This is a genomic window from Cutibacterium porci, assembly GCF_009696315.1.
GTDB lineage: Bacteria > Actinomycetota > Actinomycetes > Propionibacteriales > Propionibacteriaceae > Cutibacterium > Cutibacterium porci.
Genome location: NZ_VUMG01000002.1, coordinates 99,718 through 124,451 on the forward strand (window position 1 = coordinate 99,718; position 24,734 = coordinate 124,451).

Below are 24,734 nucleotides of genomic sequence, written 5' to 3' on the forward strand. Positions count from 1 at the left end.
CGCGTGAGAGTTGCCCTGGTTAGGGCGGCATCGCGTGCTTAGGTGCACATCACGCTGTTGGGGGCGGGTGTTTGTGATCAAAGATCGCTGGCGTCAGTGGCCTCGACGGCGACGACCTCGGTCTCGTCAAGCTGCGGCCATGTGGCTGGTGCGGGGCCGAGGATTTTCTCGCCAGCTTTGATGACGAACGATCCGAACAACAGGTTGCCTCCGCCGCGGATGGCTGCGCCGATCATGAGGGGGACTTGTTTGCCGAGGACAAGCACTCCTGTCTTGGTGCCCCACTTGGTGACGAACCGTGGGCGGAGGATCTTGTTTGCTTGGCGGACTGCCTCCATTGGGATCGCATCGACCAGTTTCTTGCCCCAGTATGGGGCGGTGCGACCGATGACCTTGTCCAAGACCTTGGAAGAGGCTGAGCTACCCAGGAGGACGGAAGTGACAAGCAGCCGACGCCGCTCTAAGTCTTCGAGATCGAGGTCGTGGATCTCGGCGAGGCGCAGGATGTAGTAGACCGAAGCCTCCAAATACGTGATGAGATCAGCGACTGTAACCGAGGCTTGGGCAACGCCGTTGGGTACCACGGCGGCTGCGCCAGCTCCTGTGCCAGAGGCAGTGACGGTGCCGAGGTACCACGTGTTGATGTACGCAACGAGCTCAGCAGGCGTCATATCGGGGTGCACCCGACGAAGACGGGCTACATTCGCCTGGGCCTTTGGCTGCTACGCTGCGAGTGCCTTGTCGAACCCTGCAGCGATCAACGCCTTCGGGTCTAACTTCGTCAGACTCTGCATGATCAAGATTCTCGCGCGCGGGTCTGACAATTCTCAGAGCCACCTGCGAGTACAGGGTCGGGTTCTTTGAATTAGCGACGGCCTACTTCCCAGGAGCCCTGCCGTCAGCCTTGGTCCGCGATCCGTGTCCCGTCTCTGAACACGACGGTCGTCTGTCGTTCGGGGGCGATCTCGATGTGTTGGCAGAGGATGTGGTAGGTGGCGGGGTCAACTCGCCAGCCGACTCCATCTTCGTGAGGGCGCTGCGGTAAGTGGTCAGGTCGGCGTGGAGTCGTTGGCGGCGAGCTTGTCCGCGGTGATCGTCCCGGCAGTGATCCGTGCAGCCGACAGGTAGTCGGTGGTGATCTTGCCCGCATCCAAGGCAGTGATCTTGGCGTTGGTGATGGCGGCGTCGGTGGTCACTGCGGTGGAGATGTAGCCGTTGGCGATGGTCAGCTTTCGGAGGTGATCGACCCAGCCATGATGTTGACCGCGGTGATCGTGTTGGCTACCAGCCTATCGCCGGTCAGTGACCCGGTCTTGATTTGGGCGGCGGTCAGTGTGCCTGCAGCGATCTGCAGGGCCGTGATGGTGCCGGTTTTGATCCTGATCGCATCGACTGCTTCGGCAGTGAGTTTCGCGGTGGTGATGGCCCCGGCGATGATCTTGGTGGTCTTGATAGTGCCGTCGATGATCAACCAATCCCCGGCAGCCTCCACGACTGTGGGCTCACACAGATCAATGTCTACGCCGGTGGGAACCGTGACGCCGGTGATCGTCAACCATGTCAAACCTTGCTGGGGCTGGGTGTCGCATGTGGTGGACACGGCCTCCCACAGCGTCCACGTGTTGGCAGGAATCTGCGCGGAGGCGGCTGGGCTGTCGCCGAACATTGACATGGTCAACGCCCCAGCGGGCAAAGGTTGTGCGCAACGGATCCGCACCGAGAGCCTGTAGCTGCGGCCGCTGGCGGTGGAGATCACCTTTGACGGGTCATTGTCACCGTTGGTGATGGTGTCGCGACCGGTGCCGGTGATCGTGGCCCACCGGTAGGTGATGTAGGCGTCGCGGTATCCGCCACTGGTGTGGACGGTGCGCGTGCCCTCTGATGGGGTACCCCACCCGTCGGCGTTGTGGGCGAAGCGGAGATTCCACACGAGGTTTCCGGGCTCGAGCATCCCCGCACGCAGCGCGGCCGCGACGGCAGCGGACTTGGCGTCAGCAGCGGTGCGGGTTGCCGAATCAAGAATGGTGCGGGTCTGGTCGAGCTCGGTGTCTAGCGCTGTCAGGTCGGTACGCAGCCCGGTGATGGCGGTGGTGGCGGCCGCGACCTGGTTGGCGGTGCGGGTGAGTTCAGTGTGGGCCTCGGTGAGGGCGGCGGCTGCCTGGTCGGCTGCGGCCTGACCCAGCTTCAGACTGATGTAGGAGCCGGTGAGCGGGTCGAAGGTGTAACCCATCACCCGGGCGGTGACAGCGGTGGTGTGGTGGCGCACGATGACGGTGTCACCCGAGGTGACGGTTTCCAACCAGGCAAGGTCGGCGTATTCGCGATTGGAGGATAGGTCGACCATGTTGATCCGGTAGGTGGCTGTGGGCCGGGTCGGTGATGGCCGGGTCGAGGACCGCCAGCCCGCTGGTGGTGAAGTCAGTGGTGGTGCGGTCGTGAACGCTCAACATGGCGGGGTGTCCTTGCGGGTTGAGGCGGTTAGGGATTGCGCCAGCCGGGCGTGATGACCAGTTGGCCTATCCCGGAGCCGGGGATGATCCGGTTCGCTCTGGGCACCAGGGTCGGGAAGTCGCTGATCAGTGCGCCGGTTTGGGCTTTGCCTGCGACGTGGCACAGCATGCGGGCCGCGTCGACGGTGAGGGTTCCGGCGGGGGAGTTCACCGTGAATGGGACAATGCCGACGGGCCCGGTGCCGCCCTCGGTGACGTCGGCCTTCCACGGGTGCTTGCCTGCCGTGTCGGTCTTGTTGCGGCGCAAGATCGTGCCCTCGATCTCAGGAGTGGCGAACTTGATCCTGTCGGCCTTGGTTGACAGAGACGTCTTGGGGACAGCGACCTTGACCCGATACAGCCAGAAGTACTGGTACTTCCCGCTCGAGCGGGCGGCACGGAACCCGATCGCGACCGGGGCACCGCCATCCGCAGAGGCGGACACCAGCACCCCGTTGCTGTCGACCCGGGCACCGACCAGTGCTGCAGCAGCCGTCGGCCCCAGATCATCGATTCCCAGGGTGAGGGTGCCGGAGGCAAACTCCTTGACCACCTCCGATGCGCCGTCATCGGCATACAAGGTGGCTTCGGCAACCTCTACCTCGAGCTCGGCAGAGATCGCCTTGGCCCAGCTGCACCGGCTTGCCGTAGGTTTCGGCCCCAGTGGCGGGGTCCTCAGTGACCGTGGCGTAGTAGAGCTTGTCCAAACCAATCGTGGCCATAGGTGGTGTCCTTTCAGGGCACGAGGGATAGCGGGTGCGGCCCCACCACGGGGGATGGGACGCGACAAGGGGGAGAGGTGTTCGACGGGTTGGCAGCGAGTGTCACCGCGAGGCATACTGGTACAAGATTCGGTACCATATGGAGGAGGTTGGTCATGGCTGTCACTGCCACGGAGGCACGAAAGAACCTGTTCCCGTTGATTCAGCAGGTCAACGAGGATCGCGCGCCAGTCGAGATCACCTCGCGCAATGGTGACGCGGTGCTGCTTTCCCGGGCGGACTATGACGCGCTGGCTGAGACGGCGCATCTGCTGCGGGTTCCAGCCAATGCTAAGCATCTGCTGGAGAGCTTGGAGCAGGCCCGTGCGGGCAAGCGCGATGAGCACGATCTAGTGCGATGAGACTGGTTTTTACGCCTAACGGCTGGCGCGACTACACCTACTGGCTTGGCGCTGACCGGCAGACCCTCAAGCGCATCAACCGGTTGATCGACGACGCCCTGCGTGATCCAACCGCAGGCATCGGCAAGCCCGAACCCTTGCGACACATGCTGTCGGGGACATGGTCGCGTCGCATCAGCGAGGAACACCGGTTGGTGTACCTCGTCGATGGTGACGACCTTGTGGTCTTGCAAGCTCGTTTCCACTACGAGTAGGCAACGGCAGACCCCGGATAAGCCCGGTCAGCGTGCAGGCCACGGCGACACCGAACTGGGCTGAGCTGCCCGTCCGGCGACATCGATGGCGTAGTGGTGGAATCTGGTGTCGGCCTCGTAGCCGACGTACTGTCGGCCGGTGATAGTCAGCCCGGCCTTTAGCAGGGCGGTGGTGATCCGGTCGCGTAGGGGTAGGTAGTTGCCGCGGGTGAATAGGGGGATGCGGGCTTGTTCGGTCTGCACGCCGGGGGTGTTGTCTGCGAAGACCTCGAGTGTGTCGACCAGTGGTGTGATCACCAGGTAGGTGTCTGGGGCTGGTGTCTTTGTGTACAGGGCGACGGCCGAGGGTAGCCCAAGTTGTTGGGTGAGCTGGTTGAGGGTTTCGAGCACGATCATGGCTGTACTTGACTGATTCGCGCGGCGAGTGCTTGCTTCGTGGCGGGGGCTCGGGTCTGGGATCGGGTGGGTGCCAGGAAGGGGTGGGCTGGCTGATTGGAGCGGCCGTGTTCGAGGACGTTGGCGATGTGCGCGTTGCTGCGTCCGTCGGTGCGGTTTTCGGCGAACCCGACCTTGATGTTGTGGTCTCCGCCGGAGTTGACCTTGACCGACGTGATGCCGAGCGTGGACAGCAGTTGTCCGGTGGGTCGCGACGGGTGCTGTCCTTGTCCGATGGCCTGTTGGAGGTTGGAGCGCATCCGGGCTTCGACGATCCTGGCCCCGGCGTGCAAGACCTCGTCTGCGCACGCCTCAATCGCAGTGCTGACGGTCTGGAGGCTGTCGAGGAACCGGTTGATCTGCATGCGTGCCATCACGTGGTTCCTTCCGGCTCGGTGTGGTGGGCGAGGATCTCTATGTAGCGTCCGCCGATGTTCTCGACGGTGTCGATGATGAAGCGGCCGCGGTCGCAGGAAAGTTCCATGGAGGCGTCGACGATAAGTCCGGGGATTGCTCGGATACGGAAGCTGTCGGTGGCTTGGGTGTAGGCGGCCCGGTTGACCCAGACGGCGGTGGCGTGGCGGGTTTCGATGTCGGCACGGCAGGTGGCGATGATCTCGTCACGGGTGGCTTCGAATCCGGCCGCATCGGTGGTGGTGATGGGTGCGATAAGGCCGACGAGGGTACGCATTTGGCCTAGTATCATGGGCGGGTGTCTGTCTAGATCTTCCAGTCGCGGTCGAACCGCAGCAGGGTGTTGACAGCGTTCCAGACGGCGTCTGTGGTGCCGGATTTGTCGACCCAGTATCCGGCGGTGGCGCCGTCGCGGGATTCGTAGAAGTGGGTGGCGAGCATGATGACGGCTTGCTTGGTGGTGGCGAACAGCTCGTTGAGGCGCTTAAACGAACGCCCCTGCCGGTCAGTGATCCAGTAGTAGCCCAGGTCGCCGAAGGCGACGCTGCGGGCTCCGGCCTTGACTTCGGGCACGAACGCCGACGAATGCACCGGCTTACCGAAGATCAGGTCTGGGGATCCGGCGGTGATGTCGGTGGCCTTGGCGGCGGTGACGCCGTCCTGGGCTCCGGCGGTGGCGTCGAAGATGCCGGTGGGCTTGCCCTTGCCGTCTTCGGCGATGAAGGCTTCCTCTTCGGCGGTGCCGATGCGGCGGGCGAATTCGGCGGTCAGGTAGGCCTCGATGTCGAAGGCGGCATCGTTGAGAAGTTTCTCGCTGATCTTGAGGAAGGTGCCGAGTTTGTGGGCCGACAGGGACAGCTGGGTGAACTTTTCGTCGGACTCGGTGTAGGCGCTGCCTTCGTCGAGCCAGCTCGCGGTGCCGGGGGTGGCGACGACGGGGATCTTGCGGTCCCCGGAGGTGGTCTGGATGACCCGTGCCAGTGGGCGGACGATGTTCTGGTCGGCCAGGGACTGCACGAGGGTGTGTTCGAACTCGTCCGGCACGAGGTACCCGCCTTCCGTGTCGACGCCCTCGGACAGGGCGTTGCGGACCTCGAGCGGGGAGGCGTTGAGGCGCACCGCGTTCCAGAACGCCTGCTTGTAAGTGTTGGTGGCGCGACGGCTCGACGGTGCAGTCTCGGGATCGATGTTAGATCCTTCGGGCATGGACACGAGTGGGGCGGCGGTGGCGCGGGCCATGTCGGCGTCGCGGCGCTGGGCTCGCTCGGAGTGGGGGATCTCGTTGGCGAGGGCGTCGATGTCGGCTTCCATGTGGGCGTAGGTGGCGTCGTCTTCGGCCGACAAGATGCCGTCGGTGTTGCGGTGGTCGTCGAGGAAGGCCTTGGCCTTCTCCCAGGTCTCAGCGCGCTTGGTGCGCAGGTCAGAAATCGTCATCGTGGACGTGAAAATGCCCTCCCTCAAAGGGTTAGTAGGCTTGATTGGTCAGGGCGGCATACAGGTCAACGACCCACCGACCCATAGGAGCAGTCGCGGTTTGCCGTCGCGCTGCTTAGCAGGCAGATAGTCATCTGGCTCTGGCATCGGCTCACCGGGCAGCACCGCGCCATCACCGAAATCGGTGCCATCCAACTCAAACACATCAAACTCGTGCGGGGTGGTGAGTCGGGTTGCGGGGCGGCCGGTGGCGAATTTCTCATTCAGCGGGTCGAATTTCGCACCTGCACGGACGCGCCGTCCGCCCCGGTTCGTGCCATCTTTTGTCATGAAATCTCGCCTCTGCATCAGCCACAGTGGTGACCTCGTGCCGGTTCGGGTAGTGGGCGTTGTTCTGCTGGCCTGTGACGGTGGCGGTACGCATGGTCATCGGTGCCATAGGCCTCCTCAAAACCGGCAGTGAAATAGCGGATAGGTAGCTCGAGGTGGTGTACCCATTCGATCTCGGCGCGCATCCCTGCCGAGACGCGACCGGTGTAGACCCAGATCGCCTCGCACTTGGAGAGCAGGACGCGGTTGAAAGCATCGCCAACTCTCACGGTTCGGGATCCTGGTCGTTCATGAATTGGGGGTAGTACACGTGCGGAGCCAACGGAATCTTCTGCCGCTGCACGGCGTGGGCGCAGAACGCACTCGCCACCTCCACATCGCCGGAATACGGTGAGCAGATGTAGGCCAAGGGCCGGTAGCCGTACTCGGCCCGCTGCACGAGCTTGAGCGCTTTGAATGCTGTGGGGTCTGGGTAGCCCTCGATGTTGTGGGGCGAAAACCCCACGTCCAGGCTTGTCAGAATCGCAGTGATGGTCATGCGGCGTCACCGCCGTTCTGCTCAATCACGGACAGCAAGCCGAGCTGGTTTTTCAGCAGATCGTAGGTGAACAAGCGACCCTTCTGCGTCCAGTACATGTGCGTTTTGATTTTGCCCTCGTTGTACTCGTGAGATTTCGACTGCGTGTAGCCCTGTGGGCGTAGAGGAACCAGTGGCCAGGCTGCCTGAACTGGACTCCGGCGTCGTGCAGCAGCAAGTTCAGCTTCTTCTCTAACAGCCCATAGTCCTTCGCGATCTCGGTCGTCGTCAACGGCGAGTCTGACTGCAACACGATGTCGTAGAAGGAGACCTTCGGGGCGGCCTCAAGCAGGGCTTGCTCGGCTGCCAGCCGCTTGGCCCGCTCGGAGCGAAACTGGATGATGGCGCGCTCAAGGAACTCGTCATCGTCCAAGAGCTCATCGATAGCGTAGACGCCATGGCGGCGGATGGTGGGTAGGACCTCGTCGACAACCCAGGCTTCGAAATCCTGGGCTGCGGGGAGCTTGAAGGAGGAGATGAGCCGGTACAGGTCACCCTCGCTAATGAAGCTGACGTGCTGGACGCCGCCAGACGTTTCAAGGGGTAACGAAACGGAACCCCCCTTGCAGTGATCCTGGAGTGCCTTGTTCGGGTTGGTGTAGCCGAGGGTGGTAGCCACATCCTTGCCGCAGAACAGGATCTGCCCGCCCGAGGTGATGGTTCGGATCGTGCCGAACTTGCGGTTAGTGAACGCTTGTCGCGGGGTAGCCATGACCGGCTCCTTTTCCGGGAGCCGGGGTAGACAATCGCGGGCGTGGGATGCGCCAGGCTCTCACCTGTCAGGCATGGCAGGCGCCGAAACCGGACACGGCGTGAGGAAGGCTCTCACCCATACGCCCCCGAGCACCGACAAATCCGGACGGGTCACTAGGAGAATCGCCGCAGCGGCCCCGACACAATCCGTGCCACTGGAGTCGAGGACGGTGAAGGCGGTTTGTGGGGCACCCGCATGATAGCATTCATGACATGTCATTGGTTTCTGATTATTCTGCAACGATCACCGTCGCCGCTTCCCGCGCCGCCATCCTCAACGTGCTCCTCGACGCCACTCATCTGCCTGACTGGAACCCGGCCTTCACCTCGGTGACACCGGCAAATGATGGCGCCTGGCATGTCCGAGCGTTAGGCATCTTGTCTGGCACGCTCACTTACAGCACGAGCAGTGACGCCGATCTGGTAATGAGCATTGTGATCCCAGGGTTGTCCGAGCGTTCCACCTGGACGATCACGAAGCTCTCCGGCGGGGCTACGGTGACGCATCGGGTTGTTCAGGAAGGTGTTTTGACGCGGGTAATCGGCAGCTCCGAAGCATCGCTCGTGCCTGGCAAGCGACTGTCCCGACTTGCGGACTATCTGGCACACAAGCCGACGGTTGGCCACCATGCATGACACATCACTGGAAGAAGTGGCGAAGCGGCTGCGCTACCTGATCCTGGCCTTGCAGCGGCAGGGCAACCGTGAGCTTGCGGAGCTGCTGGCCCCGCTGGGGTTGACGACTTCGCAGGCGGAGGCGTTGGAGGTGATTGGCGATTACGGGCCCTTGACCACCGTGCAGGTTGGAAGTCTGCTGGTGTGCGAGTCCGGGAGTCCTTCGCGTCTGCTGAAAACCCTGGCCGACAAGGGGCTCACGATTCGTTCCACCCCGGTCGATAACCGGCGAGCCACGCTCCACGCGCTGACCCCGGCAGGTAAGGACACCTTGCAGAAGGTGCGGGAAGTGACCGGCAAGTTTCATGCGCTGATCGCTTCACGCCAGCATGCCGAGCTGTCTGCTGACGACATGCACCAAATAACCGCAGTACTCGCACAGTTCCTCACCGACGAACAATTACGCGGAGCACTCGACCAACGGTTCCCACACTGACCCACCCGGTCAGTCCTTGCGGTAGCAGTCACACTCGTAACCGTCGGCATCCAGAGGCAGGCCGTCCGCCCAATCAGGCGCAGTGGGCATCAGCTCACACCCCTCGCCGACAGAAAGCACCGATGCTTTCACGAGCTCACCGCGCAGCTGGAGGACTTCGCGCACCTCACAGTTAGCCGACTCCAGAGCGGCGGCGACTTCGTCTTTCGTCGGTGATTGCAGTGGCGTGTTATGAGAGGCGAGTCAGTCCTTGAGCTGGATCGGCGAGTTCGGATTCTCCAGTCCGGTGAATTCTTGAGCCCGGGCCAGCGTGGTGGCGCGGTGCTGCCGGTCGCACTGAGCCGCGTGGTCCACGAGCACCCGGTCGAGTCGGATGCCGGTGTCGTTGATGCGGTGGTCAAGGACGTAGGTGTCCCATTCGGAGTCTGGGAGCGGGAAGTCGGCCAGCCGGTCATGGATGGCGAGTTCAACCTCGACGTCGCGCCGGTTGTCGGAGATGAACTGCTCCCACCCGTCCGGGTCAGACGCAGGCGGGTTTCGCATCCCGCCCTGGTTGAAGACGCTGGGTTTGGTCGGGGTGCAAAAACGGGTGATCAGTTTCTTACCCGCACTGTCTTTCCGCACCGGCAGGTCAAGGACGGTGGCGACCTGCTCCAGGCTCATCGGCAGGCCGAGGTAGGCAGACCACACCATGGTGCAGCGCCACTGAGCAGGATCCACAAACCTGCGGCCCGTCATGAACTCTGGATGCTGTCTGGCCAGCCAGGTTGAGAGGCAGATGCGCTCGAACGCGGCATTGAACGCCCGCTTCACTACACGCGGGTCGACCAGCGCGACCAGCACCGTATCGGGGAACTGCTCGCCGTCCGCGAGGTCGACGACCTCGACCGGGCCACCGTCGATCGAGTAGCCGAACTGGAGGAGCTCGAAGTCGTCGTGGTCGGCGTAGGGGTACACCCCGGATTTCGCCAGGTTCACCGGCGAGAAGGTCTCGATGTCAATGAAGAGTTCACGCATGCGCGACACCTCCTAAAAACAATGGGTGCTGGGAGGAGACCACACCGCAGAAGTGGGCGTGGTGTCCTCCCAGCACGGGTGACGGTTTAGCGGTCGTGGTCACCGCGGTACTTCTCGAGCTCAGCCTCGGTGTCAGCCATGAGCTTGTCGATGCGCTTGCGATCGCGGCGGATAGCCCGCCGTTCGGCAATCACAGAGGCGACCTTTATGACGATGAGACCGAGGACAGCGCCAACGAACATTGCCACGACTGTGGTGGTGTTTGCCGACAGCGCTGCTGAATAACACTCGTTCATGATGCTTCTCCGCTCTTCTAGTTGAGGAAGTCGTTCGACGCGGTGGTGAAGCCTCCGAAGTCAGCCTCGGCGCTGATCCGGTTGCCGCCGAGCGATTCGCCATCACGCAGCGGGAGCTTCAAGGCGGCCTTGTTCGGTCGCTTGCCACCAAACTTGCCAATCCCGGCATCGATCGCCGCGTCAATGGCGCGTTCGATCTTGGCCAGGGTCTCGGTGTCGGACTTCGGAATGATCAGCGACACGGAGTACTTGGGCTTGCCGCCCTGGATGGACTTCGCCTCGAAAATGTTGGCGTAGGACAGGCGGACCTCGCCTGTGACCACACGGGTCGGATTCGTTGCAGACATGTTTGTCTTACCTTTCTTCGTTGTTACTTGATTGCAATGAATTCGTTGGCCGCTGACTGGATCTTCAGTACAGGCCGTGTGTCGGACTCGGGAACAAGGGCGGGTTTGCCTGCTGGTGGGTGGCTTCGTATTCCTCGGCGTCGTCGTCGAGGGCTGGTTGGGCAAGCTGGGCGGCGGCGATCGGGCGGGTGCCGGGCATGCGCACGTGGTCTTCGATGCCTTCCCAGGCCGCTTCTTCGATCGCTTGGGCGAGCATCGTCGCACCCTCTGCAACCCGGTTTAACGCGGTGATGAAACGGTTGGCCTCGGTGATGCTCATGCCCGATCACCACCTTTGCCGGTCACGCCGACCGCGCGGGCGAGCGCCATAAGATCGTCGTCGTCAGCGTTGGCCATACGGACTTCGATTTCAGTGGTGTAGGAGCCGGGCAAGATGATGGCCAGACGCGGCGTCGCGGTGCCGAAGACCTGACGGATCAGGCGTTTGTTGGCCCGGATTTCCGTGGTCGAGATCGCTGCCGCTGGGTCGGGCTTCTTGCCGACCCGGAGCTTGAGCTTGGTACTCATCGGTTCTGTCCTTCCTGAGCGCCACGCTGTGCGTCGCTCAACTGAAGGCCAGAAACCGACGAAGAGTTAACACCTGCCTCACGCAGCTTCTGGACCAGTGTTGTTTTGGCCCGCTTCAATGCCTGCGAAACAGCCGCCTTGTTCACCCCACGCTCGCCAGCGACCTCGACCGCCGGACGCTGCTCAACCAAGATCGCGATCGCCACCGCGCGCTGCACCTCTGGCAGCCCGTCGATCAGTTGCTCAATCAGCACATTTAGCGCATCGCGCGTGCGCTGTTCTTCGACAGCGAAGAATTGGTCTTCCGCTGAGGCCGTGACATAGAGGTCTTGGTTGCCGTGGGCGTTCCACACCTCCCAGGAACACAACACATCCTTGTCGCGGTCTTGCCGCCACACCGTGTGCCACGTGTTGTACTCATCGCGCCCGAGCTCGGTGACAATGTCTTGGGCTGTGCGCGGCTTGATGGTTGACGGGTCGTCGGCTGCCTGTTGGCGCTGCGTGAGGTCGGCGGCGATCATCGCCGCTACCTCCTCAGGCGTGACTTCGAGGTCACGGTCGATACGTGCCTTCGCGCTGGTGTAGTTGCTAATGGGTTCTGACGTGATCGTGAGCTTCATGGCTCCTCCGCATTCGTTGCGGAAGACCCACAGGTGGTGGCGTTGTTAGCCGTTGAGGAAGGTTGGGTGCAGGTATGGCATAAGGCGGACATCCGTGGTGGATGCCCGCCCCGCCGTTACCTGCAGTTCTTCCTAGGGGGCGAACCTGAGCTCAGGAGTTGTTGACACTCGGCGTGATCAAGGTCGAGTCTTCGTCGTTCCCCTGGTGGCGGTTGCCATCTGGGGCTGCGGGGGATGCTGATGTGTCGACGGCATCGGCCTCTCCCGGGAAGGACTCCGACGCTTGGCGATGCCTGACCAAGAGACACCATCGATATGAATCTCTACGAATGCGAAGATCCAGTACGATGGAACTCAGGTCGTATTCGGCTCGACTAACGACTTCGTCCTTCACAGATGACGCTATGAAGCCGGTTGTGACGGGATTTTGTGACGACGTGTGATGGCTTGTGATGAGCCGAAGGAGGTCAGATCTATTGGCAACATCACTCTTGGCAGACCCGGCTGTTTTCGGCACGGTTGCCGAGCAGGTCGCTACTTTCATCAAGATCTTGAATGAGCACCTTGGTCTGGGAAAGGCGAATGCCAAGGTGGTGCGCTCATTCGTCAAAATGGTCACGAAGCTTCCCTACGATGCCGATTTTGAAGACACCCGCAAGAACTACCCGGTTGATCGGTGGAGTGATGACTACATGCGCTCAATCATTGAAAAACCCACTGGGTTCAGACCGGACTACGCCGATGAGATTCTCTATTACCTTGACACCACTGAGCTCGAGAAGAAGGTGCGCGCGCTCGTCCCGACGGCCAAAGATCGTCTTTCTCAAGCGTTGAGAGTCTTTGATACCAACATTGGGCGGGCGAATCTGGCGGAATGGGTCGGCGACAAAGCTGCTGAGCTGATCGCTGAATGTAGTGAAAGGGATTTCGCTCACGAGATCGCGATGGAAAAGGTCAGCCTCGCTCGTCAAGCCCTCGCGCGGACCGAGTATGAGAATTTCTTGATGGGTGAAGCTCAAGGGCTGTGCTCATTTACGTCCTGTAAGAAGCCTCTGCTTGCCAACTCTTCTGGCAAACCCGTTACCGATGTTGAGATCGTGATCATAGATCCCCACGGTGATACGGCCTCCCCAACAAACCTCCTTGCTTGCTGCCATGATTGCGCCGTTTCCTACGGGCCGGAACCATCACCGGATGACATTGCTCAGGCCAAGATCATCAAGGAAGCGCAGCAGCGCAACCACAAAATCAGTGACATTGTCGCAAAAAGGGACGTAGAAGAAGCCATCGCAAAGGTCATCCGGCAACTACCTGACGCAGATCAGGCCGATCTCAACATCGAAATTACCGAACCCCTAAGGGTGCGAACCAAACTCCCAGACCCTCGAACCGTCATGTTGGCGAACAAGATTTTGGGCTACGTCGCCGTCTATTTTTGCTACATCGACACGGTGTTGAAGAGCAACGAACTGGTACGTCCTGGAGGGTTCGATGCATTCGCCCGTACCGTCGCAGATCTGTTTGATGCGATGGATCAGGCTCAAGCACCTGAGCCGGAGATCTTTACTCGGCTCGTTTCATGGCTGAACGACCAAACCCATGGCGGAATAGAGGCATGCGAGGCAGTCATCAGCTACTTCGTGCAAAACTGTCAGGTGTTCCGATGAGACTTCCGAATAAGCTGTTTTCCTTCGAAGAATCCACACTCGCAAACCTGCCAGTAGTCCTCGGACCACTGGAATCCGGCCCCATGGCAGTCCTCGACCTCTTTCGGAGCGTGGAAGCTACCCTTGGCGGCCCGGACGAATTCCTCGACACGATGATGTGTCTCTACGCACTCGGAGCCGTGGAGATCACTGATGAAAGGCAGGTGATCGCTCATGTTGGCCCGACTATGGTCTGATAAGTTCATCGACGCTGGTGAGATACGACCACCCATTGATTTCCATCTCGGCCTCAACACAGTAAGAGGCGGCACACGCGCTGAGAACTCAATCGGCAAATCAACCCTCTTGTCGATCGTCGCTTTCGCCTTCGGCGTCGACGATTTTCTGAGCTCAACGGCCATCGGAGCGGTAGGGCACCACTCGATCTTCTTCACGTTCCGGTTCAACGGAGAAGACCGCACCTATTCACGCGCAACCGATGAACCAGGATTCGTCCAGACCTACCAAGACACTGCAGGTCAGCTACGAGCTGAACGTATCAGCATCGACGAGTTCCGAAGCGACTTGAAAGAGCACTATGGGCTTCGCGGTATCGACGCCACATTCGAGGACATCGTCGCGCGATTCTTCCGAATCCAAGAACATGCTGCAGGGCTCGTCACCCAGCCAATGCGAGCCGACCTTGACGAGCCAGCCAGCGCAGGTATCGCTGTCCTAGAGAAGCTCTTCGGTGTTTATGACGAGATCATCGCACTGGAGAGGCCCTATCGAGACGCTAGCAAACAACTACGAGCATTGAACGCGGTGCGCGACCACGACCTGATCCAGACCATGGCTCTAAAAACCAAGACCGAATACAACGAGGCAAAAGAGCGACTCGCCGAGGTGCAACGTCACCTCGCTGGGCTCAATGGTGAATCCGATCAGCAGCTCCTCGATCTTCAATACAAGCGAGACGAAGAGGTCGAGGAACTTTTCCAACAGCGTCACGCCTTGCGCACCAAGGCAGGAATCACGCGCAGCCGCATCAAGCGCATAGAAGAACAGCAAGGCAGCAAGGTCCTGATCAAGCAGGTACAACTTGACCAGCTCCAGCACTTCTTTCCCGAAGTAGATGTGCGACGCATCGAGCAAGTAGAAACCTTCCACGAAGAACTCGCCACCATCCTCGACACCGAGTTGCAAGCTCAGAAACAAACCTTCGAGGAGGAACTCGCCAGCCTCGACACGGCTATTGGACACATCGAGTCAGAACTTCGACGTAAGAACGTGCCCGTGGAGCTTTCGGCAGACAAATACAAAGAGATCGGCGATGTTGCACAACGCGTCGAACTACTTCAGCAGCAAGTCAATGCGTGGGAAACCAGCGAAGACGTGCGAGTAGCAAAGGAAGAAGCCAAGGAACGACTTGACGCTCAACGCCCAGCACTTCTCAACCAGATGGCCGACAAAATCAACACACAACTGGCCATATTCGATGCTTTGCTCTACGACACCCGTCGTATTCCACCAAGCATACGTTTCGACGAGAACAAGAAGTACCGGTACGGATCACCCGTTGACGATGGGACGGGAGCCTCGGACAAGAACCTGATCCTGTTCGACCTCACAATTCTCGCTCTCACCGATTTGCCTGCCGTCATCCACGACTCACCGCTGATCAAGAACATCAGTGACGACCTAGTCGAAAAAATCTTTGACCTGTATCGCACTTTCACGACCAAGCAGATCTTTATCGCATTCGACAAGGATCAGTCCTACACCGAATGCACCCAAAAACATGTCGAGGAGACAACCGTCATCCAACTCGGAGAGGACGAACACTCCCTCTACGGATTTGCATGGAACAAAGAGGGAGCCAAGGCCCCAGAAGAAATCCAACAAGAAGCCCAATCCCTCCAAGACCTTGCCGACACGCTAAGGAGTGAACAGTGGCCACTGTAGAAAACGCGAGCCTGCAGCTACGGATGAGCTACGAAAAGCTCTGGAATCTCCTCAAAACCCGCAACCTCCGTAAACAGGATCTCCAAAGAGAGACACGTATCAGCTCAGGCTCCATCGCCAAACTCGGTAAAGGAGCCAACATTCAAACCGACACCCTGCTCAGGATCTGCCAATTCCTCGACTGCGACATAGCCGACATCTGCGAAGCGATCCCGACAATACCGAAGGGAGAAACTAAGTAGATGGCAGCGCAACGCCTCCAGCTCACCTGGTACAACAAAGACAAAGCCCTCATCCCCACAGAGAACGGGAAGTACGGCTACACCTGGGTTGATCCCTCCGACCCACGCTACTGCGAGACCCACACCCTCATCATGGACGACTACGTCCGCGGAACTCAGACCCCCAAGACCGACGAGTTCGCCTACTCCGAGCGCGCCGACTTGGAGCCGCAGAACGATAACCTGCTCATCTTCGGTGAGTCCGGCGACGTCCTTGAAGCATTGACTCGCGTACCAGAGTTGGCGGACAAATACCTTGGCAAGATCAAGCTGATCTACATTGATCCGCCCTTCAACACGGCGCAGACTTTTGCCAACTACGAGGACAACCTCGAACACTCGGTCTGGCTCACCATGATGCGCGACCGACTGCTGCACCTCAAGAAGTTGCTTTCAGAAGACGGTTCAATCTGGGTGCATCTCGACGATGTTGAGGTCCACCGCATGCGCGTCCTGCTCGACGAGGTGTTTGGGGCGGATCGGTTTGTAGCGGAGATGCAGTGGCAGAAGACCTATTCGCCGGAGAACAGGTCGGTGATCTCCCACTCGAACGACACCATCCTCGTCTATTGCCTCAATCAGGAACGCTTCAAGGCAGTCCGCAACTTGCTGCCGCGGTCTGACGCTCAAAATCTGGTGTACCAGAATCCTGACGACGATCCTCGTGGTCGTTGGCGTCCTGACAACTTTACCGCGCAGTTCAATCCTGCTGAGAACGAGCGCGAATCCCAGCGTTACACCTTAACTACCCCCGCCGGTCTGTCTTTCGATCCCCCGTCAGGGCGGTGCTGGCTCTATACCAAGGACCGCTATCTGGAGCTGCTCGAAGACAATCGGGTGTGGTTCGGCGCGTCGGGTCAGGGCGCTCCGCAGCTGAAGCGTTTCCTCTCCGAAGTGATGCAGGGCAGGGTGCCGACGACGTGGTGGCCCCATGAGGAGGTTGGCCACAGCCAAGAGGGAAAGAAGGAGATTCTCTTGCTCTTCCCGGGTCAACAGCCGTTCTCCACTCCCAAGCCGGAACGGCTCCTGGAAAGGGTTATCACCATTGGTTCCAACCCGGGCGACATCGTCTTGGATGTGTTCGCCGGTTCGGGGACGACGGCAGCGGTGGCGCAGAAGATGGGGCGTCGTTGGGTGACGTGTGAGCTGGTTGCTGACACGTTCGAGCGGTTCACCAAGGCACGTCTGACCAAGGTGATCAATGATCAGGATCCGGGTGGTGTGACGCGCACAAAGGGGGAGCGGATCGCCGCGGAGAATGTCGAGTTGCCTGAGGGTGTCTCGCCTGGGGACGCAGCCAAGTTCACGTCGGTGTTGAACAAGTTGATCGCGGCTGATCCGGTGGCAAAGAAGGATCCTCGGGTCAAGGCGCTCAAGGCTGCTGCGAAGACGGTTCGCACGAAGGATGTTGTGAACTGGCGGGGTGGCGGCGGGTTCCAGGTGGCGCATCTGTCACCATCGTGTTTCGACTATGACCCAGTGCTGGATCGGGTGGTGTTGACGCCGGAGGCGACAGGGCAGGTGCTGATCGAGTCGGTGGCGGCGAATCTGGGGTTCAGCCTGTTGCATCCCGATGATGACTACGTTTTCGAGGGGCGGCGCGGGAACACGTTGCTGAAGGTGGTTGAGGGTGTGGCCACCATCGAGCTGGTGGATGACCTAGTCAAGGAACTCTCGCCGGGTGAAACACTGGTGTTGGTTGCCACGAGTGTGCTGGATGGGGTGCGGCAGCATCTGCGGAAGGTGTGCAAGGGGTCGCGTGTGGTGGCCGTGCCCGATGATGTCTTCAGTTACCAGAAGGAGGCGCAACTGTGAGCAGGCTTGCCATCTCGTTCGACTCGGACCTCTTGGAGCAGATCGCCTCGGATTTCGACCTGCGTGCCCCGAACAAGGAGGCGCTGCGTCAGCTGATCTTTACCCTCGATGGTGACTATGACCCGTCGGTAATGCAGGTGTTGAACTTGGCGACGGGCGTGGGCAAGACATACCTGATGGCGGCGTTCATCGAGTACTTGCGCCGCCAAGGTGTGGGCAATGTGGTGATCGTGACACCGGGCAAGACCGTGCAGGCCAAGACCTTGCAGAACTTCACCCCCGGCTCGCCGCGTTACATCGCTGGTTCGGTGGTGCCGCCGGAGGTGGTCACCCCGCAGGATTATTCGGCGTGGATCGCACGGCAGAATGGCGCCGAGATGCTCTCGATTGGTCGGGAGAAGCCGGTGCTGGCGTTCATCTTCAACATCCAGCAGCTGATTGCTCCGAAGTCGGAGGACGGCGAGACCCAGGGTTCCGGGGCGGAGGCGCAGCGTCGCAAGCCACGGCGTTTCGATGAGAACGCGGGCGTGCTGTTTGACTACCTCAAGGGTCTGGATGACTTGGTTGTCATCGCAGACGAGTCGCACCTGTATGGAGCGTCGGCGGTGGCGTTTAGTGCGGCGTTGAAGGAGCTGGACCCGGCGGCGACGATCGGGCTCACCGCCTCGGTGGATGCCACGGATCACGTGATCTACACCTATCCGCTGTATCGGGCGATCGCCGACCGCTTCGTCAAGGCCCCAGTGTTGGCATTCCGCAAGGCCGGGTATGACGCCACGCCCGCCTCAGAAGAGCAGCAGCTGCGTGACGCGCTAGCCCTGCGGGCGATCAAGCAGGCCCACTATGACGACTATGCGCAGGCCAACAATCGTCCGTCGCTGAACGCGGTTGCGTTCGTGGTCTGCTCCGATGTGGACCACGCCACTCAGGTGGCTGAGCTGCTGCGGACCCCTGAGTTCCTCGGCAAGGAAGATGCGGTGCTGCAGGTGGACACGAAACATGACGATGAGGTGACCCAGCGTCGCCTCAATGAGCTGGATGCCCCGCATTCGTCGGTTCTCGCGGTGGTGAGCGTCAACAAGCTCAAGGAAGGTTGGGACGTCAAGAACGTCGCTGTGGTGGTGACCTTGCGGGCGATGGCCTCGGAGGTGCTGACCCAGCAGACTATGGGCCGCGGCCTGCGCCTGCCGTTTGGCCGATACACAGGTGTGGGGCAGATTGACCAGCTCGACATTATCGCCCACCAGTCCTTCACCGAACTGCTCGCAGCCGAGAACGTGCTCCAGCAGTTCGGCTTGGAGGACACCACCACAGCCGATCCAGCCGCGGTGCAGTGTGCGATCCGAGACGCCGGACAACCCGAACCTCCCCAGCCCAGCGTTGGGATGACCACCACTAGTCCCGATGCGTCTGAAGCGGGATCCGCACGACCCACCGACCAGACTCCGGGAGTGGTGCCGGTGGAGAATCCGGGCGAAGGTGACAGTCTGCCCGGGCTGGGGGTGCGGTCACTGGATTCCGACCTCGAGGACGAGGCAACCGATCCGGTGCAGCTGGTAACCATCGAACGCAATCCGGTATTCGCTGAGGTGGAGTACTGGTTCCCCGTGACACGGGTAAGCGTGCAACAGCCTCCGATCGATCTGTCCGACATTCACGACGACCAGATCCGTGCGGCCGCCCAACGCGTCACCCACACCGGCGATGTTCTGCTGCGCAAGGAGATCGTCGCCGCGCTCGGTAAGAGGTTGCGCGTCGAGGACCGTGAATCCGCTGAGGTGGAGTCGATCCCTCTTGAGACATCCGATGTGGATTTGGCGCTGAATAAGCTTGTCGTCGGTATGGGCATGGTCCCCAAGACCGATGCCACGATCCGCTACGTCGCGCGGTATTTGGTGCCGACGTTCATGAAGCACGTCACCTTCACCGAGTGGACGGTCAAGTCGTTGGCCTCTGCCGAGAACGAACTTCGCACGTTGGTGCACGGGTACATCGTGGAGACCCTCCGCTCGACGCGCGAGGTGCCGTCCATTCATCCGAAGCGCGAGCCTGGAAACGGGTACACGCTCCCGCTGGGAGAACAGGTGCACGACCAGATTCAGGACCGCTCGCAGTTCGTGCGTGGACGCGTTTACGGTGGCTGGTCGAAGTCCCTGTTTGCTGAAGAGTCCTTCGATTCCTACACCGGTGAGTACCTGTTGGCTCGGTTGCTCAACACGTCCCCACACATTGTGTGGTGGCACAGGTTGCACCCGCAGGATCAGGCCTTCGTCTACTACACCTCGAAGGACCGCTACTTCCCTGACTTCGTGGCACTGGACGATCAAGGCGTGTACTGGATCATTGAAGGTAAGGACGAGCGGGGCCGAGACAACGAGAAGGTCCAGGCCAAACGCAAGGCTGCCGAAGCCCTCGTGCGTCGTCTGGTGGCCGATGATGATTTCGCCGACCAGAACTGGGGCTACCTCATTGCCTACGAGGCAGACACCCAGCGTGCTGACTCTTGGGATGATCTCAAGGCCTACTCGGCACCGGTCACGAATGAGGTCTGACCAGCTGGCAGTGTGACTGCCTTGCCATTGGTGAACACGAAACCAGGCTGCCCTCGGGGAGCACGCACCCTGCAAGAACCAGCGGGCTCGGGGCGTACAGCGGGCGGTGAGGATCTGCGTGGCGAGCCGGAAGTTCTGTCGCAGAGCGGCCGCTGTGACCGAATCGTTGACGCAGCCCGGCGTTGGACATGCCAACTGCCCGGGATCGCGCCGGTATGTGTGCCCGCAGACCCCGCAGACCACTGTGGTCGATCCTGTGGACTTGGTGACCGCGGAGATGGGCTTGTTGCTCGTGCGTCCGTACACGGTCTGACAAGCCGAGATATCAACTTCGCTGCAGACGGTCGACGGAACAAGAGCCAAGCGGTCGCGATCGACGCAGCTGCAAGGAATTCGCCGATGAAAAAGTAGCCCAACCGGGTTACTGGCCGAAGAAGATCGGGTCCCCGCTGTCGGCAACGTGATCCAGAAGTTTCTTCACAGTGGGTGTCGGTGCGATGTTGTAGGCGTGGAATTTGAGGTTGCGGTCGCGCCAATACAGGCTCCACATACCGGTGGTCTTGGTGTAACGGAGCCGGGCGATGGGGAAGCGGATGTGGTCACCGTGGCCGTCCCAAGGTGGGCGGACCTCGTCGATGGTGACGTGACGGGGTTCGATGTCGGCTTCGACCTACAGCTGGTCCCACAGGTGTTTGGGGACGCGGGCATCGCACCAGCGGCGGATACGCTTCAGATCGATGTCGGGCATGGCCACGCCTCAACGCTACCGTCCATCGTGCCTGGTTCTCAGGCCTGGCTGTTCAGCGGTCTCGGCTGGGTGTCCATCCGCGAATCAGCGGGATGGTGATCGTCTCGCCGGTCGTGGTCCCCGCGATGATCCGCGTTGTGCTGGCAACCGTCGCACACCCGACCTGCGCGAGTACATCCTCGAGCTGGAACAGTGCTCGGTCTGGTCGCACCGCGAGGACCTGCCGGATGGCCTCGGCCGTATCGGGCAGATCTCTGGTGATGAGGGCAGGGACGTCGCTGCTTCGGCAGAGTTTCTGCATGAGTAGGTTTGCCCGGCTTTTGAGGTGGGCCTGATAGATGTGTGTGGGGTGCTGCAGGTGCCGCGCATGCTGTAGTCCGTCGGGCATTCAAACACCAGTGCTGCGTGCGGGGTGGCAGTGCGCTAGTGCTTGCGGCCGTAGGGTTCTCCGCAGTGTCCGCACCATAGGTAGCCGTGGTGCTGTCGCAGGTAGCTGCCCGGCGCCAGTACGTGGGCGCCGTCCAATGCTGGTTCGGTGAGGGCGTGGATCCAGCCCAGTGCCTCGGCTATCTGGAGTCGTACCATTTCAGCCTCGTGAAAGGTGCAGGCTCCTCGAACGATGAGGTTGCGCAGCAGGCAGCATGCTCGCCGGTAGAGAGCCCAGGTGCGGCTGTCCCACGTGAACGGCTCGAACGTGATCGCTGGGGGAGTGGCCGTAGCTGGTGCGCAGGCGATGGTCATGGAAGCTCCTCTCGTCGTGGTGGTGACGGGTCCATACGTCACTCGTGAGCGCACGGATAGCATGTCGCTTCCAACGCACCCGGGAGGCGCTCGAGGGCAGACGGGGCGTGAACCAACTCTCACGCGCGGGACTCGCGCTGGCGTCCGCGTCGGTTCAATTCAGCCGAATCGACTCGACTATCGAGCCTGACGGTTGCACCAGGCCCAGGCTCCTAGAGGAGAGTTTGCGAGCGATCGAACGCTATAAATACGCAGACCTTCGTGCGTGGATGCATGAGTTCGCGCGTGATCACCGCCGGTGGGGACACCGGCGCGCCTGGATTAAGGCTCTCGCCGAGGGCTATGGGGTGTGCCGCGAAACCTTCCGGCGGATCTGGCGTGAAGAAGGCGTACGCGCTCTGCCTGGGAAGAAGCGCAAGCGTCTGGCAGCAGATACTCATCGTGACGTTCCTGCCGGGCAACAATACCCGCGCGATGTGTGGGCACTTGATTTCCGGCTTGATTCGACCAGGCATGGCAAGGCGATCAAGATCTGCAACACTATCGACGAACGCACTCGCGTGTACGTCGCCGTCGCGGCCGACAAGAAGATCGACGCGGCTTCGGTGATCGAGCTGCTCGACCTCGCGTGTCTCGAGCATGGTGGGCGCCGGAGGGTGATCCGGATGGATAACGGACGCGACATCAGCGCCCAAGCCCTCCACACCTCGACTGGAGAGGATGAGACGACCCAAGCGTTCATCCCACCAGGCCAGCCCTGGCATAACGGGAATGTCCACAACCGGATGAGGGACGAACTGCTCGAAGATAGTGGTATCGAGAACTAGGAGCACGTCCGGATACTCGTGGCCCAGTGGTCACTGTGCTACAGTAACGCCTGTCCGCATTCCTCTCTGGACTACGTCAGCCCACGGAAATATGCGGACCAATGGAGCCAAGCAAACACGGTCAACGCTTAAACCGACTGGACCTAATTCTTAGGCCACTCCATTCGGGAGAACATTTTCGAGTAAAGGTGGGAATTAAGACCCGGAAGGAGCGATCCGTTTCTCATTAGAATAAGGAACTGACTTGAGACATCTGCACTCTGGATTGAGCTTACGAGTGTCCAGATCGTATAGTGCCTGTGACGAGTAAGTGTTGTTTCTCGTGTCCCTTTTATTACGTAGACGTTGAATCGGCAGCTCAACACAGAGCGGATATGAGTAGGATATTTCCGATTGTTGAGCAGCTTGCACGACGCGAGGAAATAGATGTAGTACTTGGCGGAGGTGAGCCTACGTTGGTGGAAAATCTCGGAGAGATAATCGCCGGGATGTCATTTGCTGGGGCTCGTGTGTCAATCGCAACCAACGGCTCTCGTCCTGTTGTAGTCCGAAGCCTAAGTGTGTAAGCAGCGTACAGGTAAGTATTGATGGTTCAAGAGAGCTATTCGCCATGCTTGGGGAGCATTTGATCGTGCGATTGCAACGATAGGGAATTGTAATGACAATGATATCCCAGTTACAATTCAGACAACATTCTCGACTCTCAATATTGACGCTATTGACGAAAGTCTCGATATGCTGTGCAATCTTCCTGTTAAGCAAGTTAGACTAATAGCTGTTCGCTCTGGTTTATATGCACTAGGCGCAAATTCGGAACAGCTGCTTTTTCACGCTATGTCTAGGCGGCTATTTGGACGACCAGAGGCGCCAAGAATCACGTCGAATTTATGTCTAACAGGTATCGCGAGAGAAATTCTTCGTATCGTGCACCCTGACTCGCTCCCATGGTTTTTTGATCAAGCTGATAATGTGTTCAGGCCTGGAAGTCCAAGCGACAGTGAGTATGAGCTGTCAGCCCGAGAATTTTTGAATGAGAAATCCTGGTATGGAGTGGCTCAAAGCGCACTCGAGACTCAAATAAGAAAAGCGGATGCCTCAGCGGATACTTTTACCTTTTTCGACGATTTTTCGAACGGATTTTAGGAAGGAGGTGAATGATGTCCACTCTCACAACGCCAGAATCGGACAAGGTGCTGGACAATCTCATTGAAAAGACAATTGGACTTCTCGAAGCTGTCGCGGACACCGAGGATAGCCCATTTGAAATTGAGGAGATCGATCTGGAGCAATCGATGCTGAAAGTCTATATGGGTACGTGCCATTGCAGCTTGAGCAGTCCAGGAATTTAGTAGCGGGTGTTTGCTTGGGGCCATAGTGCCCCAAGCAAACACCCGCGAGCCTAACACGTAACACAGGAGCTGATATGGAGCCGATAATTGAAATTAAAAACCTTAGGAAGGAGTTCGGGAGTAGGGTCGCTCTTAAGATTGATGACCTAACAATTATGTCGAGTGAAACTGTCGGGATTATCGGCCCTAACGGTGCTGGTAAAACCACGTTCTTGCGACTCATCAGTAGTCTTTGGGTCCCGACGAATGCAGAAAAGCTTTATGTCGCAGGCTTGGACTTATTAGGCGATCATAATAAGAAGTTGCTGAGTCAATGGCGCTCGAAAATTGGCTTCGCAAGCAACAGCAATCAGCTCTTTGGGATGTTAACTGTGCAGGAGAACCTAGAGTACGTCGCCCGACTGTACTCCGTTCCGAAGAAGTTTAAGCGTGACAGGATCAACGAGGTGCTTTCGCTTTGTGGTGTTATCGATCGTGCTGATGAACAGGTTTGGAAGCTGTCTACTGGCCTCAAGCAACGAGCGAATATTGCGCGGGCGCTCATTTCCAGACCTCAGATTCTTTTTTTGGATGAACCGACAACAGGGTTGGACCCTTTGGCTGCCACAGAACTCTATGAGGTGATCCGTCGCCTCTCATTTAATGGCACTAGTGTCATAATTTGCACACACTTGATGAACGAAGTAGATGATTTATGTGATCGCGTTTTGTTTATGTCGAACGGCCAGATAGTTGCCGATGGATCTCCTGAGAATCTTCGAAGAATTGCGGGTGAAACGGTATATTCACTCACCGTTCCCGCTGATAAAATAGGAAGCGTCCGGTCAAGAGCTGAGGAGAACCCCGGATGGCGACTAGTTATACGAGAATCAAATCCCGCGAACGCGGAAGTTTTGCTTTTTGGGGTTACTGATATGAGCGATATTGCAGAGCTCGGGTATAGCTATTCATCACGTGCTCCACTCCTGCGCGATACATTCTTCCTTCTGGCCGGGGGCGGGCAATGAATGTGCTTACTCATGCGCAATATGGTGTCGTTATGA

General features: G+C 59.6%; 33 protein-coding genes and 1 pseudogene. 13 read left to right on the forward strand and 21 right to left on the reverse strand.

Annotated features, from left to right (window positions below; translation table 11 throughout):
* Positions 1-77 precede the first annotated feature (77 nt).
* From FYJ43_RS04435 to FYJ43_RS12620, 4 genes are all read right to left on the reverse strand, one after another.
* Entirely contained in the window at positions 78-671 is a 594-nt protein-coding gene (locus FYJ43_RS04435) for a hypothetical protein (RefSeq protein ID WP_154562472.1), read from the reverse strand.
* Between the two features lie 378 nt (positions 672-1,049).
* Positions 1,050-1,196, reverse strand: a complete 147-nt coding sequence (locus tag FYJ43_RS04440) for a hypothetical protein (RefSeq protein ID WP_154562474.1) — start codon at positions 1,194-1,196, stop codon at positions 1,050-1,052.
* A gap of 29 nt (positions 1,197-1,225) precedes the next feature.
* The gene (locus tag FYJ43_RS04445; protein WP_154562476.1) at positions 1,226-2,344 is read right to left on the reverse strand and encodes a hypothetical protein; all 1,119 of its coding nucleotides are present in this window, start codon (positions 2,342-2,344) and stop codon (positions 1,226-1,228) included.
* 134 nt (positions 2,345-2,478) lie between these two features.
* Complete coding sequence (locus FYJ43_RS12620) at positions 2,479-3,327, reverse strand: major tail protein (RefSeq protein ID WP_456064343.1); 849 nt, start codon at positions 3,325-3,327, stop codon at positions 2,479-2,481.
* Positions 3,328-3,366: 39 nt separating this feature from the next.
* Here FYJ43_RS12620 and FYJ43_RS04455 point away from each other — a divergent pair, with 39 nt between their 5' ends.
* Entirely contained in the window at positions 3,367-3,612 is a 246-nt protein-coding gene (locus FYJ43_RS04455) for a type II toxin-antitoxin system Phd/YefM family antitoxin (RefSeq protein ID WP_154562478.1), read from the forward strand.
* On the forward strand, positions 3,609-3,866 hold the full coding sequence (locus FYJ43_RS04460; RefSeq protein WP_154562480.1) for a Txe/YoeB family addiction module toxin: 258 nt from the start codon (positions 3,609-3,611) through the stop codon (positions 3,864-3,866). Before FYJ43_RS04455 ends, FYJ43_RS04460 begins: the two co-directional genes overlap by 4 nt.
* 27 nt (positions 3,867-3,893) lie before the next feature.
* Here the strand turns inward: FYJ43_RS04460 and FYJ43_RS04465 are convergent, their stop codons facing one another.
* The 8 genes and pseudogenes from FYJ43_RS04465 to FYJ43_RS04495 form a co-directional block, all read right to left on the reverse strand.
* Positions 3,894-4,262 (reverse strand): hypothetical protein, encoded by a 369-nt coding sequence (locus FYJ43_RS04465; protein ID WP_154562482.1) that lies wholly within the window; start codon positions 4,260-4,262, stop codon positions 3,894-3,896.
* Positions 4,259-4,675, reverse strand: a complete 417-nt coding sequence (locus FYJ43_RS04470; RefSeq protein ID WP_154562484.1) for an HK97-gp10 family putative phage morphogenesis protein — start codon at positions 4,673-4,675, stop codon at positions 4,259-4,261. The genes FYJ43_RS04465 and FYJ43_RS04470 overlap by 4 nt, the downstream gene beginning before the upstream one ends.
* Positions 4,675-5,007 carry a head-tail adaptor protein gene (locus tag FYJ43_RS04475; protein ID WP_229771624.1) on the reverse strand — a complete coding sequence of 111 codons (333 nt, stop codon included), beginning with the start codon at positions 5,005-5,007 and terminating at the stop codon, positions 4,675-4,677. The genes FYJ43_RS04470 and FYJ43_RS04475 overlap by 1 nt, the downstream gene beginning before the upstream one ends.
* Positions 5,008-5,021: 14 nt before the next feature.
* On the reverse strand, positions 5,022-6,149 hold the full coding sequence (locus FYJ43_RS04480; RefSeq protein WP_154562486.1) for a phage major capsid protein: 1,128 nt from the start codon (positions 6,147-6,149) through the stop codon (positions 5,022-5,024).
* A 48-nt stretch (positions 6,150-6,197) separates the two neighbouring features.
* A complete protein-coding gene (locus FYJ43_RS04485; RefSeq protein WP_229771625.1) occupies positions 6,198-6,479 on the reverse strand; it encodes a hypothetical protein in 282 nt (93 codons plus the stop codon).
* A 17-nt stretch (positions 6,480-6,496) separates the two neighbouring features.
* Positions 6,497-6,748: a DUF7768 domain-containing protein gene (locus tag FYJ43_RS12625; RefSeq protein WP_456064344.1), complete on the reverse strand. Its 252-nt coding sequence runs from the start codon at positions 6,746-6,748 to the stop codon at positions 6,497-6,499.
* Entirely contained in the window at positions 6,745-7,017 is a 273-nt protein-coding gene (locus FYJ43_RS12630; protein WP_456064345.1) for a DUF7768 domain-containing protein, read from the reverse strand. The genes FYJ43_RS12625 and FYJ43_RS12630 overlap by 4 nt, the downstream gene beginning before the upstream one ends.
* A pseudogene (locus FYJ43_RS04495) lies at positions 7,014-7,768 on the reverse strand (phage antirepressor). Before FYJ43_RS04495 ends, FYJ43_RS12630 begins: the two are co-directional and overlap by 4 nt.
* A 254-nt stretch (positions 7,769-8,022) precedes the next feature.
* Here FYJ43_RS04495 and FYJ43_RS04500 point away from each other — a divergent pair.
* The gene (locus tag FYJ43_RS04500) at positions 8,023-8,445 is read left to right on the forward strand and encodes an SRPBCC family protein (RefSeq protein WP_154562488.1); all 423 of its coding nucleotides are present in this window, start codon (positions 8,023-8,025) and stop codon (positions 8,443-8,445) included.
* Positions 8,438-8,920 carry a MarR family winged helix-turn-helix transcriptional regulator gene (locus tag FYJ43_RS04505; protein WP_154562489.1) on the forward strand — a complete coding sequence of 161 codons (483 nt, stop codon included), beginning with the start codon at positions 8,438-8,440 and terminating at the stop codon, positions 8,918-8,920. Before FYJ43_RS04500 ends, FYJ43_RS04505 begins: the two co-directional genes overlap by 8 nt.
* 243 nt (positions 8,921-9,163) lie before the next feature.
* On the opposite strand, the gene FYJ43_RS04510 is transcribed toward FYJ43_RS04505, so the two are convergent.
* The 6 genes from FYJ43_RS04510 to FYJ43_RS04535 all read right to left on the reverse strand — a co-directional run bounded on the left by FYJ43_RS04510 (position 9,164) and on the right by FYJ43_RS04535 (position 11,767).
* A complete protein-coding gene (locus tag FYJ43_RS04510; RefSeq protein ID WP_229771626.1) occupies positions 9,164-9,937 on the reverse strand; it encodes a DNA-directed DNA polymerase in 774 nt (257 codons plus the stop codon).
* Between the two features lie 86 nt (positions 9,938-10,023).
* A complete protein-coding gene (locus FYJ43_RS04515) occupies positions 10,024-10,233 on the reverse strand; it encodes a lipopolysaccharide assembly protein LapA domain-containing protein (RefSeq protein WP_154562491.1) in 210 nt (69 codons plus the stop codon).
* A gap of 17 nt (positions 10,234-10,250) precedes the next feature.
* A complete protein-coding gene (locus FYJ43_RS04520) occupies positions 10,251-10,580 on the reverse strand; it encodes an ssDNA-binding protein (protein ID WP_154562492.1) in 330 nt (109 codons plus the stop codon).
* Between the two features lie 64 nt (positions 10,581-10,644).
* Entirely contained in the window at positions 10,645-10,899 is a 255-nt protein-coding gene (locus tag FYJ43_RS04525; RefSeq protein ID WP_229771627.1) for a hypothetical protein, read from the reverse strand.
* Positions 10,896-11,147 carry a hypothetical protein gene (locus tag FYJ43_RS04530; protein WP_154562494.1) on the reverse strand — a complete coding sequence of 84 codons (252 nt, stop codon included), beginning with the start codon at positions 11,145-11,147 and terminating at the stop codon, positions 10,896-10,898. The genes FYJ43_RS04525 and FYJ43_RS04530 overlap by 4 nt, the downstream gene beginning before the upstream one ends.
* Positions 11,144-11,767 carry a sigma-70 RNA polymerase sigma factor region 4 domain-containing protein gene (locus tag FYJ43_RS04535; RefSeq protein WP_154562496.1) on the reverse strand — a complete coding sequence of 208 codons (624 nt, stop codon included), beginning with the start codon at positions 11,765-11,767 and terminating at the stop codon, positions 11,144-11,146. The genes FYJ43_RS04530 and FYJ43_RS04535 overlap by 4 nt, the downstream gene beginning before the upstream one ends.
* A gap of 476 nt (positions 11,768-12,243) precedes the next feature.
* Here FYJ43_RS04535 and FYJ43_RS04540 point away from each other — a divergent pair, with 476 nt between their 5' ends.
* Genes FYJ43_RS04540 through FYJ43_RS04565 form a run of 6 tightly spaced genes read left to right on the forward strand, consistent with a single transcriptional unit; the run spans position 12,244 to position 20,026 of the window.
* Entirely contained in the window at positions 12,244-13,434 is a 1,191-nt protein-coding gene (locus tag FYJ43_RS04540) for an ABC-three component system protein (protein WP_154562498.1), read from the forward strand.
* A complete protein-coding gene (locus tag FYJ43_RS04545) occupies positions 13,431-13,670 on the forward strand; it encodes an ABC-three component system middle component 7 (RefSeq protein WP_154562499.1) in 240 nt (79 codons plus the stop codon). The genes FYJ43_RS04540 and FYJ43_RS04545 overlap by 4 nt, the downstream gene beginning before the upstream one ends.
* Positions 13,648-15,378, forward strand: a complete 1,731-nt coding sequence (locus FYJ43_RS04550) for a DUF2326 domain-containing protein (RefSeq protein ID WP_154562501.1) — start codon at positions 13,648-13,650, stop codon at positions 15,376-15,378. The genes FYJ43_RS04545 and FYJ43_RS04550 overlap by 23 nt, the downstream gene beginning before the upstream one ends.
* Positions 15,366-15,620, forward strand: coding sequence for a helix-turn-helix domain-containing protein (locus FYJ43_RS04555; RefSeq protein WP_326833337.1), 255 nt, complete (start codon positions 15,366-15,368; stop codon positions 15,618-15,620). Before FYJ43_RS04550 ends, FYJ43_RS04555 begins: the two co-directional genes overlap by 13 nt.
* A complete protein-coding gene (locus FYJ43_RS04560; protein ID WP_154562502.1) occupies positions 15,621-17,474 on the forward strand; it encodes a site-specific DNA-methyltransferase in 1,854 nt (617 codons plus the stop codon).
* Complete coding sequence (locus FYJ43_RS04565) at positions 17,471-20,026, forward strand: DEAD/DEAH box helicase (RefSeq protein ID WP_326833338.1); 2,556 nt, start codon at positions 17,471-17,473, stop codon at positions 20,024-20,026. Before FYJ43_RS04560 ends, FYJ43_RS04565 begins: the two co-directional genes overlap by 4 nt.
* Positions 20,027-20,447: 421 nt before the next feature.
* Here FYJ43_RS04565 and FYJ43_RS12230 read toward each other — a convergent pair whose 3' ends face one another.
* The 3 genes from FYJ43_RS12230 to FYJ43_RS04580 form a co-directional block, all read right to left on the reverse strand.
* Entirely contained in the window at positions 20,448-20,684 is a 237-nt protein-coding gene (locus tag FYJ43_RS12230) for a DUF3024 domain-containing protein (RefSeq protein WP_326833432.1), read from the reverse strand.
* A gap of 142 nt (positions 20,685-20,826) precedes the next feature.
* On the reverse strand, positions 20,827-21,162 hold the full coding sequence (locus FYJ43_RS04575; RefSeq protein WP_229771629.1) for a hypothetical protein: 336 nt from the start codon (positions 21,160-21,162) through the stop codon (positions 20,827-20,829).
* A 35-nt stretch (positions 21,163-21,197) separates the two neighbouring features.
* Positions 21,198-21,515: a hypothetical protein gene (locus FYJ43_RS04580; protein ID WP_154562504.1), complete on the reverse strand. Its 318-nt coding sequence runs from the start codon at positions 21,513-21,515 to the stop codon at positions 21,198-21,200.
* A gap of 269 nt (positions 21,516-21,784) precedes the next feature.
* Between FYJ43_RS04580 and FYJ43_RS04585 the strand changes: the two genes are divergently transcribed.
* The 3 genes from FYJ43_RS04585 to FYJ43_RS04595 all read left to right on the forward strand — a co-directional run bounded on the left by FYJ43_RS04585 (position 21,785) and on the right by FYJ43_RS04595 (position 24,698).
* A complete protein-coding gene (locus FYJ43_RS04585) occupies positions 21,785-22,342 on the forward strand; it encodes a DDE-type integrase/transposase/recombinase (RefSeq protein WP_154562506.1) in 558 nt (185 codons plus the stop codon).
* A 1,154-nt stretch (positions 22,343-23,496) separates the two neighbouring features.
* Positions 23,497-23,691: a hypothetical protein gene (locus tag FYJ43_RS04590; RefSeq protein ID WP_154562508.1), complete on the forward strand. Its 195-nt coding sequence runs from the start codon at positions 23,497-23,499 to the stop codon at positions 23,689-23,691.
* Positions 23,692-23,765: 74 nt separating this feature from the next.
* Positions 23,766-24,698, forward strand: coding sequence for an ABC transporter ATP-binding protein (locus tag FYJ43_RS04595; protein WP_154562509.1), 933 nt, complete (start codon positions 23,766-23,768; stop codon positions 24,696-24,698).
* Positions 24,699-24,734 lie beyond the last annotated feature (36 nt).

Coding starts and splice junctions, on each gene's coding strand:
- FYJ43_RS04435 (WP_154562472.1), bottom strand. CDS start 671: ATGACGCCTGCTGAGCTCGTTGCGTACATCAACACGTGGTACCTCGGC.
- FYJ43_RS04445 (WP_154562476.1), bottom strand. CDS start 2,344: ATGGTCGACCTATCCTCCAATCGCGAATACGCCGACCTTGCCTGGTTG.
- FYJ43_RS12620 (WP_456064343.1), bottom strand. CDS start 3,327: ATGCCTCGCGGTGACACTCGCTGCCAACCCGTCGAACACCTCTCCCCC.
- FYJ43_RS04455 (WP_154562478.1), top strand. CDS start 3,367: ATGGCTGTCACTGCCACGGAGGCACGAAAGAACCTGTTCCCGTTGATT.
- FYJ43_RS04460 (WP_154562480.1), top strand. CDS start 3,609: ATGAGACTGGTTTTTACGCCTAACGGCTGGCGCGACTACACCTACTGG.
- FYJ43_RS04465 (WP_154562482.1), bottom strand. CDS start 4,262: ATGATCGTGCTCGAAACCCTCAACCAGCTCACCCAACAACTTGGGCTA.
- FYJ43_RS04470 (WP_154562484.1), bottom strand. CDS start 4,675: ATGGCACGCATGCAGATCAACCGGTTCCTCGACAGCCTCCAGACCGTC.
- FYJ43_RS04475 (WP_229771624.1), bottom strand. CDS start 5,007: ATGATACTAGGCCAAATGCGTACCCTCGTCGGCCTTATCGCACCCATC.
- FYJ43_RS04480 (WP_154562486.1), bottom strand. CDS start 6,149: ATGACGATTTCTGACCTGCGCACCAAGCGCGCTGAGACCTGGGAGAAG.
- FYJ43_RS04485 (WP_229771625.1), bottom strand. CDS start 6,479: ATGACAAAAGATGGCACGAACCGGGGCGGACGGCGCGTCCGTGCAGGT.
- FYJ43_RS12630 (WP_456064345.1), bottom strand. CDS start 7,017: ATGACCATCACTGCGATTCTGACAAGCCTGGACGTGGGGTTTTCGCCC.
- FYJ43_RS04500 (WP_154562488.1), top strand. CDS start 8,023: ATGTCATTGGTTTCTGATTATTCTGCAACGATCACCGTCGCCGCTTCC.
- FYJ43_RS04505 (WP_154562489.1), top strand. CDS start 8,438: ATGCATGACACATCACTGGAAGAAGTGGCGAAGCGGCTGCGCTACCTG.
- FYJ43_RS04510 (WP_229771626.1), bottom strand. CDS start 9,937: ATGCGTGAACTCTTCATTGACATCGAGACCTTCTCGCCGGTGAACCTG.
- FYJ43_RS04515 (WP_154562491.1), bottom strand. CDS start 10,233: ATGAACGAGTGTTATTCAGCAGCGCTGTCGGCAAACACCACCACAGTC.
- FYJ43_RS04520 (WP_154562492.1), bottom strand. CDS start 10,580: ATGTCTGCAACGAATCCGACCCGTGTGGTCACAGGCGAGGTCCGCCTG.
- FYJ43_RS04525 (WP_229771627.1), bottom strand. CDS start 10,899: ATGAGCATCACCGAGGCCAACCGTTTCATCACCGCGTTAAACCGGGTT.
- FYJ43_RS04530 (WP_154562494.1), bottom strand. CDS start 11,147: ATGAGTACCAAGCTCAAGCTCCGGGTCGGCAAGAAGCCCGACCCAGCG.
- FYJ43_RS04535 (WP_154562496.1), bottom strand. CDS start 11,767: ATGAAGCTCACGATCACGTCAGAACCCATTAGCAACTACACCAGCGCG.
- FYJ43_RS04545 (WP_154562499.1), top strand. CDS start 13,431: ATGAGACTTCCGAATAAGCTGTTTTCCTTCGAAGAATCCACACTCGCA.
- FYJ43_RS04550 (WP_154562501.1), top strand. CDS start 13,648: ATGTTGGCCCGACTATGGTCTGATAAGTTCATCGACGCTGGTGAGATA.
- FYJ43_RS04560 (WP_154562502.1), top strand. CDS start 15,621: ATGGCAGCGCAACGCCTCCAGCTCACCTGGTACAACAAAGACAAAGCC.
- FYJ43_RS04575 (WP_229771629.1), bottom strand. CDS start 21,162: ATGCCCGACGGACTACAGCATGCGCGGCACCTGCAGCACCCCACACAC.
- FYJ43_RS04580 (WP_154562504.1), bottom strand. CDS start 21,515: ATGACCATCGCCTGCGCACCAGCTACGGCCACTCCCCCAGCGATCACG.
- FYJ43_RS04585 (WP_154562506.1), top strand. CDS start 21,785: ATGCATGAGTTCGCGCGTGATCACCGCCGGTGGGGACACCGGCGCGCC.
- FYJ43_RS04590 (WP_154562508.1), top strand. CDS start 23,497: ATGATGTCCACTCTCACAACGCCAGAATCGGACAAGGTGCTGGACAAT.
- FYJ43_RS04595 (WP_154562509.1), top strand. CDS start 23,766: ATGGAGCCGATAATTGAAATTAAAAACCTTAGGAAGGAGTTCGGGAGT.